The following is a 15807-nucleotide window of genomic DNA, read 5'->3' on the forward strand; positions in this document are numbered from 1 at the left end:
TTACAAGTAAATTATAACATAAACATTTATAGTAAAACATATAGTGAATTTAGTTATTTGAAAAAACGATTAGATATAATTTAAAAATACTTTATTTTTATTAAAGAATGAAATAACAAATGTAAACGAATAAAAAATATAATTTTATTAATTAATACAAAACTACTTCTGCTAAAAATATGAAAAAGTTTAATATGTGATTAAAAACGGCTTGGAGCAACATTTTTATATAAGATATTGTGCTGGTTTTTAATAAATGCTATAATAAAAACAATAAACTATACTTAATTTAATTGGCAAAATAATTAAACATTAAAAATGTTGGTGTACAGTTTGCAATTATGATGAAATTTGAAATAGAAAAACGTGTAGAAATGCAGGATATATTTTTTTAAAGGAAGCTATATGCATACGTACACAGTAAGGAGTGGAAAATGGAAACTTTAGACAGAAAAAAAATAGGGATGAATATCAAAGTAAGAAGGATGCAGAAACTGATCTCGCAGACAGCGATGGCAGAAAAATTAGGGATCTCGCAGACACATATGAGCAACGTCGAAGTTGGCCGCGCTATGCTTAGCCTGGAACTGCTGCTGCAGCTGAAAAATATTTTAGGCTGTACGATCGACGAACTGCTTTGTCTGGAAGATGAAAACAAACCCAGGAAAAAGAGAGTCAGGGTCATTCGTTACCTTGATTAAAGCTAAGCAAAAAGATTTTAAAGAAAGTGGTGGGACGAATATGCAAAGTATCGATTTGAAAAAAATAGGCAATGAAATCAAAGTCAGAAGAGTAAAACAGGGCATTCAGCAAACAGCTTTGGCGGAAATGCTGGATATAACGCAGACCCACCTGAGCAATATTGAAAATGGCAGAGTCCCCGGCAGTTTGAAACTGCTATTGAAGCTGCGCAGTATTTTCGGGTGCAGGCTGGAGGATCTGGTAGATCCGGAGTGTGATGAAGCGCCGGTCAAAGCTAATGATAAAAGAATGCGGCGCATAAAAGTGATCAGATATTATGAAAATGCCTGATAGCAGGCAGTAATAAAAAACAGGTCAGCTTTTAGAAGGCTGGCCTGTTTTTTATTACTGTCTGAAGTAGCTGGGCTGTACTGTGAGCAGTAGTGAAAAGTTCACAAGTCAGCGGAATTTTTTGTGGTATATTAATAAATAGAGTAACAGAAAAATCTTGTTTTGAGAGTGAACGCCATGACTTTAAAACAAAGTAATTATAAATCGATAACAGCTTTACTGCTGATACTGGTTATTGCTGTCGGCGCAGTCTGGGCCCCTCTATATGTAGAGGCCAGTCACGGACATGACTGCAGCGGAACAGCTTGCCCGGTGTGTCTGACGGTCAGCGTTATCGGCAGCTGTCTTAATTATGTTCTGCCGGCGCTGCTGCCATTGCTGCTGAGTCTGTCAGTTCCGGCTGAAAGTGTTGGAAGCAGGGCTTTGCCTGCCAGTCTGGCAAGGCTGACGCTGATTAGGCTGAAAGTGCGTCTTGATAATTGAGAATTGCCAAAATTTATTTTAAATAAATTTTGGAGGTCGTACCTTGAAAAATAAATTTGTTTATCTCGTTACTATCATTCTGGCTGTGCTGTATCTTGCGGCGGGGCATTATTTTGCTGTGCAGGGTTTAAGTTTTTTTAAAGAGAAATCGCCTACTGACGTTGTTGAGGCAAGGGTAGTGAAGCTTTTGCCGGCAGCAGCAGGGGCTAAATTTGAGCAGATAAGATTTGAAGCCGAATTATTGTCAGGAAGGCAGGAAGGCGTCAAAGTGACGGCTGCGCAGAATAAAGCCGGCAGTTTTGCGGTTGGGCGCGACGTAGCCGTTGGCGATAAGGTGCTGCTGCTGCCGGGACAGAGCAGTCAGGGTGAATGGAGTTATGCCGAGCATCTGCGCAGTAATGTACTGATGTGGCTGTTTGCTGTTTTTGCTTTAAGTATTATCGCTTTTGGACGGATGCAGGGCGTAAATACTTTGATCTCTCTGCTTTTTTGCTGCCTGTCGATCTTTGCAGTTTTTGTACCGGCGATACTGTCAGGCAAGAACGTTTACTGCTGGACGATCCTGACCTGTGCTTTTATTGTCGTGACTAATCTGCTGCTGGTGAATGGCATCAGCAGAAAAACGGTCGCGACTATTTTGGGCTGTATCGGCGGACTTGTCATTGCGGCGCTTATCAGTGCGTCTGCAGACAGTTTTTTGCAGCTTACGGGGCTGGTAGACGAGGATTCCATGTACCTGCTGTTTTTGAATCCTGCTGACCCGGTCGATCTGAAAGCAATCATATTCAGCGCGATCATTATCGGCGCTTTGGGAGCGATCATGGATGTGGCGATGGATATTGCTTCGGCGCTGAACGAGCTGGCGGCTACTACTGCTGAACCTACGAGGAAAATGCTGCTGCAGGCCGGCAATAATATCGGCCGCGATATCCTGGGCATGATGTCCAATACGCTGATCCTGGCATATATCGGCGGTTCACTGACGATAGTTTTGCTGTTCTTTGCTTATAACCATTCGCTGCTGTATCTGCTGAACAAGGAAATGGTGGTCGTAGAGATCCTGCAGGCCGTTATCGGCAGCTTTGGCATCCTGTTTACGATCCCGTTTACTTCTTTTATCTGCAGCAGGCTGTATGTAAAAAAGGCCGGAAGACGTCATAAGTCAGGCTTGGAAAATAAAATATAAATTATACGGCAAAAATCTTGCAGGAATTGATTTGATGTATTATAATAAACCGTGCTGAAAAATTATATAAATTTATTAATTATATAATAAAAAGTATAACTGGTAATACAAAAAATAAACGGGATGCAATTAAAAAATAAGCGGGATGGGAGCAACTGTTATGAAAAATGAAGATGATGTTATCGGCAATGAAATAACGGGTGGCGGGAGCAGTTCCAGCGGTCCTTTAAAAAGTCTGCTGGAGGTATGTCCGATCTGCGGCAAGGAATTTTCCTGCAATAAAACCTATCATGTCTATACGGCACTGGCCGGACGCCGGCGGCAGTATTACTGCAGCTATCACTGCTTTAAACAGCGGCCGAATCCCAAAAATAAATTATAAAACACTAAAACACCGTACATTTTGTACGGTGTTCTTTTATTATGCTGTCGTGCATAGATGACAGGAAGCAGTTTGCAGGATTTGTTGAATGATATTTTTGCAGTGCTTACATATATTCACCCATATGTGGAACCTATAAAGCATGAGCAAGTAAATCAGTATGATTGTCCTGTAGAGGGGTAAAATTACATGATATTACAAAAAAATATTGCTTTTTACAAAAAGCATAACTACAATATTAATTAGATAACGAATAGTTTAGAAAATATTAAATAAAATAATTGTAAAACTTAAATTGATGAGAGAATTTGCAGAAATTTAAAATCATGAGAGAAGTGAAAGCATGAACGCTGACAGTTACGGCCTTAAATTGAACGAACAAAGCAGTGAGCAGACGGTCTATGACTACAATATGCTGATGAGTGCGATGAACGTCAGTGTCAGCAAGCACTTGATGGACGAAAATTTTACCGTAGTCTGGGCTAATGATTATTTTTACTCGCAGACTTTATACACAAAGCAAGAGTATGAAGCGATCTATCATAACAGCTGCCGCAAATATTTTGCGCAGTACCCGGAAGAGTATGAAAAAATGGCGATGGTAGTTGAACAGGCATTGCTGAAAGGGAAAAGTGGTTATGAATGTATCTGCAGGATGCCGCTTAAAGATGGAAGCTGCTCCTGGATCAAAGTCAGCGGTATGTTCAGCGACCAAAAAGTTAACGATATCCCGGTCATTTACGCTACCTTTATTGATGTTACTGAAGCCGTTGAACAAAAGGAACTGCAGCAGCAGCTGGAAAAACGTTCACAGGAGCTGCAGGCGGCACTGCAGGCGGCAGAAGTCGCTAACCGTGAAAAGTCTGATTTTCTTTCCCGGATGTCGCATGATATCAGGACGCCGATGAACGCTATTATGGGGATGACAGATATTGCCTCCGCGCATATCGACACTCCGGAAAAGGTACAGGATTGTCTGCGGAAAATCTCGCTTTCGAGTCAGCATCTTCTGGGCCTGATCAATGATGTGCTGGATATGTCGAAGATAGAAAGCGGAAAAATGACTCTGGCGGAAGAAGTGATCGAGCTGCCGGAGGTGATGGATACTATCGTTTCGATCATGCAGAGCAGTGTCAAGGCCAGGCAGCAGCAGTTTGACGTGCGCCTGCGGCATATCAGGCACGAGCAGCTGTGCTGCGATTCGCTGCGTCTGCGGCAGGTACTGATCAATGTGCTTTCCAACGCTTCCAAGTTTACGCCGCCGGGCGGTACCGTCAGTTTCGATATCGAAGAAACGGCGTCAGAAAATGCGGCCAAAGCCTGGTTCAAATTTACAGTCAGGGATACCGGCATCGGAATCAAGCCGGAGTTTTTGAGGGATATTTTTAAACCCTTCACCCGCGAAAAAGACAGCCGGATCGATAAAACTGAAGGCAGTGGTCTGGGGATGGCGATCTCGAAGAAAATCGTCGATTTGATGGGCGGGACGATCGAGGTCAGCAGCGAGGTTGGTACTGGTACTGAATTTACGATCAGGCTGCCGCTGCCGATCAGTGAACTGGAATTGGGCAATTTTAAGTTTCCCGATTTGAAGATCATCGTAGTCGACGATGATGTGATCGTCTGTGAGCATACGACGGAGCTTTTACGGCAGATTGGCATTCGTTCGGACTGGGAAACGTGTGGACAGCGGGCGGTGCAGAAGGTCCTGGCGGCGCATCAGGCGGGTGAGCCTTACGACGCGGTGATATTGGACTGCAGGATGCCGGATCAGGACGGAGTGGAAACGGCGGCGATCATTCGCCGCGCCATCAGCGAACCGCTGCCGATCATTTTGATTTCAGCATATGATTCGGCCGATGTTGAAACGAAGGCGCGTCAGGCGGGTGTCAACGGTTTTATGACGAAGCCTGTTTTTATGTCGACTTTGTGCCGGGCGTTACAGAGATATGTTTTAGGTCAAGCAGCTGCCGATGAACAAAAGAGTAAAACTGATTTCAGCGGTAAACGCTTTTTATTAGTGGAAGATAACGCCTTGAACCGTGAGATAGCGGTGGAAATGCTGGAATCTGCCGGCGCTGTGGTAGAAAGTGCCTGTGACGGCGCAGAAGGCGCGGCAAAATTTGCGGCGGAGCCGGCAGGATATTATGATCTGCTGCTGATGGATGTGCAGATGCCTGTGATGAACGGCTATGAAGCCACGCAGAAGATCCGCGCTTCTGCTAAGTCCGATGCCAGAACTGTGCCGATCGTGGCGATGACGGCCGATGCTTTTGCCGAAGATATCATCGAAGCGAAAAAGGCAGGTATGAACAGCCATTTAGCCAAGCCTTTAAATTTAGCGACGCTGGTGCGTGAAATAAATAAACAGCTGCAGAAGCATTGAAAAAGAGAATAAAAGTTCTGGGACACCGTATGTGTGATTGCATACGGTGTTTTTTTATTTGTTTGAGAAGAAAAGAGGCTGTTGTCTAAGGCTGGCAAGTAAATAATTCAAATAACAAAACCGTCTGCCTGGGCAGGCGGTTTTTTGCAGTTCGGGTGCCAGTTGCAAGACTTTCAGACAGGCGTATTCACTTATAACAAAAATGTCTTGCGGGGGGGGACAAATATGGTATTATATCAAAAATAATCTATATAGATACTATTAAGTATAAGGAATAAGAAATTATCAAAACAAGAATTAATTAAAATATTGCGAAAGTAGACAGGATGAGTAAGGTTTTCACCAAGACGTTGCGACCCTCCGTCTTGCTTGAAAATATTTCCCCATAAGTGCCGCTTTGCGAAAAAAGCAGAGCGGCAAACCCAAATACACGCTGCGTTTTAAAGACGCAGCTTTGATGAACGTTTTTAGACAGGGAATACAGTCGCTTCCTTTGTTTAAAATATTATTTCCAAACAACCCTTTATGTATAATCGGGGTCTTGCAATCAGCGTGAAAAATTTACAGAAAGGAGCGGGAAAGGCAAAAGCCAGGGCAATCATTTTCATTAGAAGTCAGGCTGTGACACGCCTGCTGCCCCTGTGCGATAAAAGATAAAAATTTGAAGTAAAAATTGATGATGAAGGAGTGAGACAGTTGTCTAAATCCAAAAGATACCAGTTAGAGAAAAAAATCATAGTTTTTTTGAGCAGCAGTTTGTTTGCGATTTCGGGGTTTTGTGCAGGCGACGTTTATGCCGCGGCTGTTTTTGCGGATGGGACCGGGACCAATTCGACTGTTGCCGGTGTAGGCAACAACGCCAGCGGCGAAAATACCAATGCGGTGGGTTACAACAATCACGCTGTTTCTGATAACAGCAACGCTGTCGGTGCGGATAATCAGGCTCTGGCCGAAGCTTCCAATGCCATCGGCAGCAAAAATAATACTTATGCCGATGAATCGAACGCGATCGGCATCGGCAATATCACTAATGGCGTCGGGTCTAATGCTATTGGTAAGGATAATGTGGCCAATGGCTTGGACAGTAACGCTTTTGGTACTGCCAATAAGGCGAATTCGGATAATTCCAGTGCTTTCGGTACCGGCAATCTAGCGGATGGTATCGGTACGAGCGCCTTTGGTTATTTGAATAATGTCAGCGGCAATGAATCAGTGGCGTTTGGTTTTACCAATACCATTTCGGCGGCAGAGGCCGTAGCAATGGGCCGCAATAATCAGGTGATCGCTACCGGCGGCAGTGCGATCGGTAATAATAATCAGGCAATGGCGATGTATTCTACTGCGATCGGCAATGATAACTATGCTATCGGTGAGAATTCCAGCGCGATCGGCCTTGGCAACAATATTACAGCTAACGATGCTACGGCGCTGGGCAACAAGAATACGGCTTCGGGGATCTCGGCAGGCGCTGTCGGTATCAGCAATACTGCCAGCGGCCATAATGCCCAGGCTTTCGGTTATTTAAACGAAGCTACGGGTCAGGATTCTCAGGCCTTCGGCGCTCAGAACAAAGCGACGGAGCGTTATGCCAGTGCTTTCGGGCATGAAAATGAGGCTAAGGCCTATGCGGGCAGTGCGCTGGGTGTGAAAAACGTGGTTACAGGCGATTTTGGTTCGGCGGTCGGTTATGATAATACGGCTTCCAACTATCTGGCCAACGCCATCGGTACCTCGAATGTGGCTTCCGGCGCCTATGCCAATGCTTACGGTGTGTATAATGAAGCTACTGCCAGCTATGCCAGTGCCTTTGGCTACGGCAATAAGGTCGGCGGCGAGCATGCTATCGCGTCTGGCTACAATAATAATATCGCCGGTAATTTTGCCAGCGCTTTCGGTACGGAGAATACGGTCAGCAATATTCGCAGTGCGGCCGTAGGTTCAAATAATACCGTCAGCGGCGAGATCAGTAATGCTTTTGGCTATAATAATACCGCCAGCGGCAATTATACTAACGCGATCGGCTATAATAACCAGGCGCAGGCTTTTGCCGCTTCGGCGATCGGCTATCAGAACAGGGCTACGGCCAGCGCGGTTTCGGCCAGCGCCGTGGGTCGTTCCAACGAAGTGAGCAACGAATATGCCAATGCTTTCGGTGCTTTGAACAAGGCGTCGGGTTCTTCCTCCAGCGCTTTCGGCGTCAACAATAACGCTTCGGGGTCCTTTGCCAGTGCTCTGGGCTATCAGAACACAACGGCCGGCTATCTCGGCAGTGCTGTGGGCGCCAGCAATAACGCGTCTGCTAATTATGCCAGTGCTTTTGGTTATGGCAATGCGGCCTCGGGCTATGTCGGCAACGCTATCGGCAGTATGAATACGGCTTCCGGCAGTTATGCCAGCGCCGTAGGCTATAAAAATACAGCCAGCGGCGTCAAATCCAACGCTATCGGCAATGAAAATACAGCATCAGAAGAATACACTAACGCTGTCGGCGCCGGCAACAGAGTCAGCGGCTACGCCTCCAGTGCCTTCGGCAACAATAACGAGGTGACTGCTGAATTCGCCAGCGCTTTTGGCCACAGCAATAATATCAGCGGCTATGTTTCCAATGCCCTGGGTTATGATAACGCTGTCAGCGGCGATTATTCAACGGCGGTAGGCCTTTTTAATAATGTAGGCGGCAATTCGTCCTATGCTTTTGGCTATGGCAATAATATTGCTGCTAATTCCAGTTCCGCTGTCGGCAACGGCAATACGATCAGCACCGGAGCTGATGATTCCTTCGCGCTTGGTAACGATACCAGTATCTCGCTGGCTAACAGCGTCGCTTTGGGCAGTAATTCTGCAGCGACGGCGATCAACAGCGTTACTGGCAACAGCAGCTATACTAAATGGGCCGGCGTCAGCGACGTCGTGGGCGTTGTCAGCGTAGGCAGCTCCGGGGCGACCCGTCAGATACAAAATGTAGCGGCAGGGCAGGTCAGCGCAACTTCTACCGATGCCGTCAACGGCAGCCAGCTGTATGAAGTAGCGCAGAAAGCAGCGCAGCAGGCTACTGTTTCGGCAGGCGACAGCAACGTCGTCGTTACGCCTACCACGAACAGCAGCGGCGGCACTGATTATGAAGTGAAGCTGGCTGACGAACTGCAGATCGGTACTGGCGTCAATGTCGACGGCACCGGCGATGGCAAGATAGATGTCGGTAACGGCAATGTGGTCATCGACGGCAGCGACGGCTCGATAACTGCCGGCGGCGTGACGATCAATAAAGATGATGAAGGCACGATCAACGGCCTGACCAATACTACCTGGGACCCGGACAATTATGTATCCGGGCAGGCAGCGACCGAAGACCAGCTGAAAGCGATCCATGATAAAGCTGCGGAAGCGGCCGAGCTGGCAGCTAAGCATACAACTATGGAAGCTGTCGACAACAATATCCTGATCGAAAAAAGCACTAACGCTGACGGCGGCGACCATCACGAACTGAAATTGAATGATGTCGTTGAGATCGGCAGCGGCGCCAATAAAGTCACTATCGACGGTACAAATGGCACTGTCAGTACCGGTAATATCAATATGAACGGCACCAACGGCATGATAACTGCCGATAAGATCACTATCGACGGCGGTTCCGGCACAATCGGCGGTCTGACCAATACTACCTGGGACGCAGATAATTACGTTTCCGGGCAGGCTGCTTCGGAAGATCAGCTGAAAACCGTTTATGATACCGCAGTCAAATATGACGTGGACAGCGGCGGTAATATCAACACCGGTAAAATCACGCTGGAAGGCAGCAGCGGCACTACGATCGGCAATGTAGCGGCAGGCGAAGTCAGCGCTACCTCGATGGACGCCGTCAATGGCAGCCAGCTTTATCAGGTCAAGCAGGACATCAATAATATCAATCAGGATATCACCAAGCTGGGTGACGAGATCGATACGGTCGGCGCTCTGTCAGCAGCGATGGCAGGCCTGCATCCGCGCTTCCAGGATGGTAACAAGGGCGAGCTGGCCATGGCTTACGGCGGTTACGGCGGCAAAAGCGCATTAGCAGTCGGCGGCTTCTACGCCCCCAACGAAAAAGTAATGTTCTCACTGGGGCTGGGCATTTCCGAAGGCGGCAGTAAAATGGGCAACTTCGGCGTCAATTTTGCACTGGACCGCTCTAGAGACCGCAAGGCAGAACCGAGAGATATCATCTATACCCGTAAAGAAGTAGATAATTCTTTAGCGGCGCAGGATGAAAAGATCCAGCTGCTGCTGGCCAAGGTCGAAGAACAAAGCAGAGAAATGGAAAAACAAAGCCGTGAAATCGAATACCTGCGAGCACAGGTAGAAAAGTAAATACAGAAAATACTATACTTGCCCCGGCCTGCAAGGCTGGGGCAAACTTTCTGAGCAGAGGAGCAGTAAGTATGAAAAAGATCTGGAGCTTTATCCTATGTCTGGTCATAAGTCTGGCGATGACCAGCGTTTGCCTGGCCAGCGACGGTGCTGACCTGAACAAACAGCAGCAGGCAGTAGTTAAGGTATTTGCCGCCTTAAACGGTCAGAACGGGATGGAATATGCCGGCATACGCCAGCTGATGTCAGCGAAGCTGCAAACAGAGCTGGATGAAAAAACTTTCGGCAGTGTGAAAAATAATCTGCGCCGCAGCTACGGCGAGCAGCGCGAAAACAGGTTCCTGGCCTATCAGCGGTATGCTGACGGCGACCGCCTGGCTTATCTGGCTAAATACAGTAAGGAGAAAGCTCTGCTGTTTATATTCGTTTTCGATAAGCAGAACGATCTAGGGGCGTTTTCCTTTCAGCCCATAGGCGAACAACAGCAGTAGCAGTACAGTTTTGCCCGTTTCACAGCATTTAAATAGAAAGCAGCAGCGATATTTTCAGCAGAAAGCTTGCTGCTGTTCATCTGATTTCAAAAAATGATCCCTTTGCCAGAGCGGCAGATAAGGGATCATTTTTTGAAATTTTAAATGTAACAGTTATAAAAATTATAAGAATTATAAAAAAGTGCTTAATTGTAATAAAAATATCTTGCAAGGTGCAAAGAAAATATGTTAATATAGCAAAAATAATCCATATAAATAATATTAAGTATTAAGGTTTATAAATTAATTAAACTAAAATTACTTAAATTATTACGAATTAAAAGACGATGGAGAAAGCAGAGGTCAGCCTAAAAAACAGAACAGCTTTATAAAAAATAGATGCGGGGCAGATTTATTGTTTCAGCATACTATACAAAGCAAGTAACTATTTAAGGAAAAGAGGTGGGGAATTGTCTAAATCCCGAAAAGTTCAGTTAGAGAAAAAAATTATGATTTTTTTAAGCAGCGGTGTCTTTATTTTTTCAGGCCTGTATGCGAGTAATGTGCAGGCGGCGCCCGTTTTTTCCAGTGGCAGTGCTTCTGATTCCACTGTTGCTGGTGTCAATAATACAGCTTCCGCTAATTCCAGCAGTGCTTTTGGTTATTTCAATACTGCCGGGGGCCTGGCATCCAGTGCTTTTGGCTGGAGCAATACTGCCAGCGCCGAAAATGCCAGCGCTTTTGGTTATGTCAACGAGGCGAGCGGCCTGGCGTCCAGCGCGCTCGGTTTCAGGAATAAAGCGGCCAATGAAAATGCCAGCGCTGTCGGTTATGGCAATAATGCCGGCGGTGTAGCGTCCAGTGCTTTTGGTTTCAGCAATGTTGCTAAAGTGGACTATGCCAGTGCTTTTGGCTATAGCAATGAGGCGAGCGGCCTGGCGTCCAGCGCAGTTGGTTTCAGGAATAAAGCGGCCAGTGAGAATGCCAGCGCTGTCGGCTATGGCAATAATGCTAATGCTCTGGCTGCCAGTGCAGTTGGCTACAATAATACGGCAGGCGGCGTAGGTTCCAGTACGATCGGCTATAATAATACGGCTACGAATGAAAATGCCAGTGCTTTTGGTTACGGTAATACTGCAGGCGGCCTGGCGTCCAGCGCTTTTGGTTTCAGCAATACTGCCAGCGGCGATAATGCCAATGCTTTTGGCTATAATAATATTGCCAGCGGTTCCAAGAGCAATGTTTTCGGAACGGGAAATACTGTTTCCGGCAGCAGCAGTAACGCAGTCGGCACTGCTAATGAAGTTGCCGCTGAAAACAGCACTGCTATCGGCAATAACAATACGATCAGCGCCGGTGCAGAAAATTCGGCGGCACTGGGAAATAATATCAGTATCAGCTTAAAAGACAGTGTAGCTTTGGGAAATAATTCTACAGCGACGGCGATCAACAGCGTTACGGGCAACAGCAGTTATACTAAATGGGCCGGCGTCAGCGATGTTGTGGGCGTTGTCAGCGTAGGCAGCTCCGGGGCGACCCGTCAGATCCAAAACGTAGCGGCAGGGCAGGTCAGCGCCACTTCTACCGATGCCGTCAACGGCAGCCAGCTGTATGAAGTAGCGCAGAAAGCGGCCGAGCAGGCTACTGTTTCGGCAGGCGATAGCAATGTCGTTGTTACGTCAACTACCAACAGCAGCGGCGGCACCGATTACGAAGTGAAGCTGGCTGATGAGCTGGAGATCGGTACTGGCGTCAAAGTAGACGGCACCGGCGACGGTAAGATCGAAGTCGGTAACGGCAATGTGGTCATCGACGGCAGCGACGGTTCGATTACTGCCGGCGGCGTGACGATCAATAAAGATGATGCAGGCACGATCAACGGCCTGACCAATACTACCTGGGACCCGGATAATATCACCAGCGGGCAGGCGGCAACGGAAGACCAGCTGAAAGCGATCTACGATACGGCGGCGGAAGCAGTCGAGCTGGCCGCGCAGCAAAGCTCGGTATCGACAGGCGACAGTAACTTTATCGTCACAAAAACCACTAATGACAGCGGCGGCATCGATCACGAGCTGAAGCTGAATGAAGTAGTCGAGATCGGCAGCGGCGCCAATAAAGTCACTATCGACGGCAATAACGGTACGATCAGTACCGGTAATATCAATATGAACGGTACCAACGGCGTTATTACGGCCGATAAGATCACTATCGACGGCGGTGCAGGCACGATTGGCGGTCTGACCAATACTGCCTGGGACGCAGAGAATATCACCAGCGGCCAGGCGGCGACCGAAGACCAGCTGAAAACTGTTTCTGACAGCGCTATCAAATACGATGTGGACAGCGGCGGCACTATCAATAAAAACAAAATCACGCTGGAAGGCAGCAATGGCACCACGATCGGCAATGTAGCGGCGGGCGAAGTCAGCGCCACCTCGATGGACGCCATCAACGGCAGTCAGCTGTATGCAGTACAGCAGGATATAGGCAATATCCACAGAGATATCAATAAGTTGGGTGATGAGATCGATACGGTCGGCGCGCTGTCAGCAGCGATGGCAGGGCTGCATCCGCGCTTCCAGGACGGTAACAAGGGCGAGCTGGCCATGGCTTACGGCGGTTACGGCGGTAAAAGCGCATTAGCAGTCGGCGGCTTCTACGCCCCTAATGAAAAAGTAATGTTCTCACTGGGACTGGGTGTTTCTGAAGGCGGCAGCAAAATGGGCAACTTCGGCGTCAACTTTGCGCTGGATCGCTCTAGAGACCGTAAGGCAGAAGCACGAGATATAGTTTATACCCGTAAAGAGGTAGACAGCTCTTTGGCAGCGCAGGATGAAAAAATCAAACTGCTGCTGGCTAAGCTGGAAGAACAAAGCCGGGAAATAGAAGAACTGAAAGCAAAAGTAAACTAACAGCAAAACCCCTGTCTGCTTAGCAGACAGGGGTTTTATTCTGAGGATAGGAGCAGCACAGCACGGCTGATGATCTGCATAAAAGCAGTCAACAAAAAACAATGAAACAGCTTTAAAATTTCAAAAAAATTTACTGGAAATCATCTTTTGAACAGAGTGGAGCTGTTTATATGTTTTAGGTTCAAAAGGCAGCCGCAGCAGGCCTTGGCAGGTAATGCGGCTTTTAATCTGGTTTTAATCTTGGTGTTATAAAATAAAGACAAAGCAAAGGCCGGCGACGTAACGGCCGTTAAGGAGGTAAAGGATATGAAAAGAAAATCTATAGCTATGCTGGCAGCAGCTCTCTGCACCTTGGCGATCACAGTTACAGCTTTAGCTGCCGAACTCATCAATGCGGAACAGGCGCGCAGCATTGCTGCTCAATGGGTACCGGCAGGCAGCACACATCTGGTGACTAAGGACGAAAGCTTTGAATTCGTGCCTCATTATGACGTTAAATTCTATGATAATAAAACCAATACCGCCTATGAAATCGAGGTTTTAAGAAACGGCGGCAAGGTAAGAGAGTTTAAAATGGAAGCGCAGACCGCTTTAGGCAGCCATAAAATCGTCCTTTCAGTAAATGATGTGCAAAATCTGGTCCGGAAGGAATTTCCGAATGCTGTTTTTACTAAAGTAGAATTAGACCGCGGTGACGGGCTTTATGAATATGAAGCAGATTTTTACACGCCGGAGGTACGGGGCGAAATGAAATTCAACCCTGAAACAGGCACTGTTATTGAAAAAGAAATAAAATATACTGTGTTTTGAGCAAGAAGCGGACAGTAAAATAAGACCGGATTTTCCGGTCTTATTTTTATTTGACAGCTGCGGTTCGGGTACGGCGGCCAGAGTGTGCTGAAAGTTGTTATATTTGTAATAAGAATACTGTTTGCTGTTGAGTTGGCATTTAAAAAAGTAAAATGTATAAAAATTTTTTCTGATTTCGCAAGTTAGGAAATAAAAGCAAATAATCGAAAATAATATAAATAAGAAATAAACATAAAAAATAGAAATGCTGGCAGATAAAGAAATAAAATGAATTAATATTATAAAATACGATATTAATATACATAAAATGGCTAATTTATCCCTTATAATTGCTTAAATATGCAAAAAGAGAGCAGGATTTTTTTGCTGGATGTTGAATAAATACGGTGAAATTTAGCATGTTTTAGAAAGATGCTAAATAAATCTCAAGGGGGTAAAAGAATATGAAAAGGATGAATAAGGTTTTAGCAAAGGCGGTCGTTTTGATCCTGATAATGGGCGGAGTACATATGGGGGGGCTTTTGTTTAAAAAGCTATGCGGCTGCAGGCAAAGGGTTCATTATCCAGAGTGATTCTAGGATACCGACGAATAAGACTGAGACCATAGGTGGTGTCAAAATAGATGACCCGGAAATATTACACAAAGATTTTGGTTTGGGCGGGCATTGGAACGATGCTGATTGCGGTGAGAGTGCCGGTTACTTGACAGTAGGGCAGATTGCGGAAATAAAAGATAAATTGGTAGAAAATGATAAAAAATTGGCTGATGCAGTTAAGGATGTCAATGATAAAATCGAGAACGGAGAATTGAAAGGCGAAAAGGGTGATAAAGGCGATAGAGGAGAGCAGGGCGCTGCTGGTAAGGACGGCGAAAGCGCTTATGAAAGTGCTGTAGCCGGTAGTTATGAAGGTTCGAAAGAGCAGTTTTACGAAGACCTGGCAACTGATGAAGATACCTATGTCGATAATGAAACCACAATATCATATAATAAAAATGATGATGGAACAGTAACGATCACAGCAGAAAAGAAAGAACATAATTTTGACGGTGAGAATATCATTACCAATGATAAGGAAAAGGTAGATATTAAGGTTGCCGGGACTGATTATGTGGATAATAAAGTAAAAGAAGAAGCTGAACTGCGTAAAGAAGCAGATGTGGCTGACGCTGTTTATGATGCTGAAACAGGTAAGCTGCATTTGAAAAACGAAGCTGGTGAAGATATCACGATTGCTGAAGGCATTGCCAGCAAAGAGGCTGTAGAAAAAAATACCAGCGATATCGTGACCAATAAAGAAAATATCGAAAAAAATACGCAGGCAATCACTACCGAACGGACAGAACGCATCCAGGAAGTACAGCGTTTAGACGGGCGGATCGACGGCTTAAGCAACCGCATCGACGAGCTGGACGGACGCATTGATAAAGTCGGAGCTTTGGCAGTCGCTATGGCCGGCCTGCATCCGCTGGAATATGACCCGGATGCCCCGACTCAATTCTCGATGGCGGCAGGTACTTACAGCGGTGAAAGCGCTATTGCGGCAGGTCTGTTCCACAACCCTAATAAAGACGTACTTTTGAGCGTGGGTTTTTCGATCAGCGGCAGTGAGAAGGCAGCTAATATCGGCGCGACCTTCCGCTTTGGCAGAAGCTCGGAATCAAAAGCCCGTAAAGTGATAGAAGACAAACAACGCGAGCAGGAGCTGGCTGCCCAGGTCGCAGCCGCCAGACAGAAAACCGTTTCCTATCGTGTAGAACAGATTTTGGCTGAAGATACAGCGAAAGCTGAATAGCA

At 46.4% G+C, this 15807-nt stretch carries 12 protein-coding genes; all 12 read left to right on the forward strand.

What is annotated here, in order from left to right; translation table 11 throughout:
• Positions 1-434: 434 nt before the first annotated feature.
• On the forward strand, positions 435-701 hold the full coding sequence (locus tag PFJ30894_RS02900; protein WP_021718658.1) for a helix-turn-helix domain-containing protein: 267 nt from the start codon (positions 435-437) through the stop codon (positions 699-701).
• Between the two features lie 40 nt (positions 702-741).
• Positions 742-1032 (forward strand): helix-turn-helix transcriptional regulator, encoded by a 291-nt coding sequence (locus PFJ30894_RS02905; RefSeq protein ID WP_113077537.1) that lies wholly within the window; start codon positions 742-744, stop codon positions 1030-1032.
• A 177-nt stretch (positions 1033-1209) separates the two neighbouring features.
• Entirely contained in the window at positions 1210-1515 is a 306-nt protein-coding gene (locus tag PFJ30894_RS02910) for a hypothetical protein (protein WP_125668979.1), read from the forward strand.
• A gap of 43 nt (positions 1516-1558) precedes the next feature.
• Positions 1559-2701, forward strand: coding sequence for a YibE/F family protein (locus PFJ30894_RS02915; RefSeq protein WP_125668980.1), 1143 nt, complete (start codon positions 1559-1561; stop codon positions 2699-2701).
• A gap of 160 nt (positions 2702-2861) precedes the next feature.
• Positions 2862-3083 (forward strand): hypothetical protein, encoded by a 222-nt coding sequence (locus PFJ30894_RS02920; protein ID WP_021718653.1) that lies wholly within the window; start codon positions 2862-2864, stop codon positions 3081-3083.
• Positions 3084-3426: 343 nt separating this feature from the next.
• Entirely contained in the window at positions 3427-5469 is a 2043-nt protein-coding gene (locus PFJ30894_RS02925) for a hybrid sensor histidine kinase/response regulator (protein WP_125668981.1), read from the forward strand.
• 696 nt (positions 5470-6165) lie between these two features.
• Complete coding sequence (locus tag PFJ30894_RS02930; protein WP_125668982.1) at positions 6166-9816, forward strand: hypothetical protein; 3651 nt, start codon at positions 6166-6168, stop codon at positions 9814-9816.
• A gap of 71 nt (positions 9817-9887) precedes the next feature.
• On the forward strand, positions 9888-10307 hold the full coding sequence (locus tag PFJ30894_RS02935) for a hypothetical protein (RefSeq protein ID WP_113077532.1): 420 nt from the start codon (positions 9888-9890) through the stop codon (positions 10305-10307).
• 449 nt (positions 10308-10756) lie between these two features.
• Positions 10757-13201: a hypothetical protein gene (locus PFJ30894_RS02940; RefSeq protein WP_125668983.1), complete on the forward strand. Its 2445-nt coding sequence runs from the start codon at positions 10757-10759 to the stop codon at positions 13199-13201.
• Positions 13202-13507: 306 nt separating this feature from the next.
• On the forward strand, positions 13508-14011 hold the full coding sequence (locus tag PFJ30894_RS02945) for a PepSY domain-containing protein (protein WP_125668984.1): 504 nt from the start codon (positions 13508-13510) through the stop codon (positions 14009-14011).
• Positions 14012-14454: 443 nt separating this feature from the next.
• Complete coding sequence (locus PFJ30894_RS12015) at positions 14455-14583, forward strand: hypothetical protein (protein WP_269461228.1); 129 nt, start codon at positions 14455-14457, stop codon at positions 14581-14583.
• 82 nt (positions 14584-14665) lie between these two features.
• Positions 14666-15805: a YadA C-terminal domain-containing protein gene (locus tag PFJ30894_RS02950; RefSeq protein ID WP_197714971.1), complete on the forward strand. Its 1140-nt coding sequence runs from the start codon at positions 14666-14668 to the stop codon at positions 15803-15805.
• Positions 15806-15807 lie beyond the last annotated feature (2 nt).

It is taken from the genome of Phascolarctobacterium faecium, from assembly GCF_003945365.1.
Lineage (GTDB): Bacteria > Bacillota > Negativicutes > Acidaminococcales > Acidaminococcaceae > Phascolarctobacterium > Phascolarctobacterium faecium.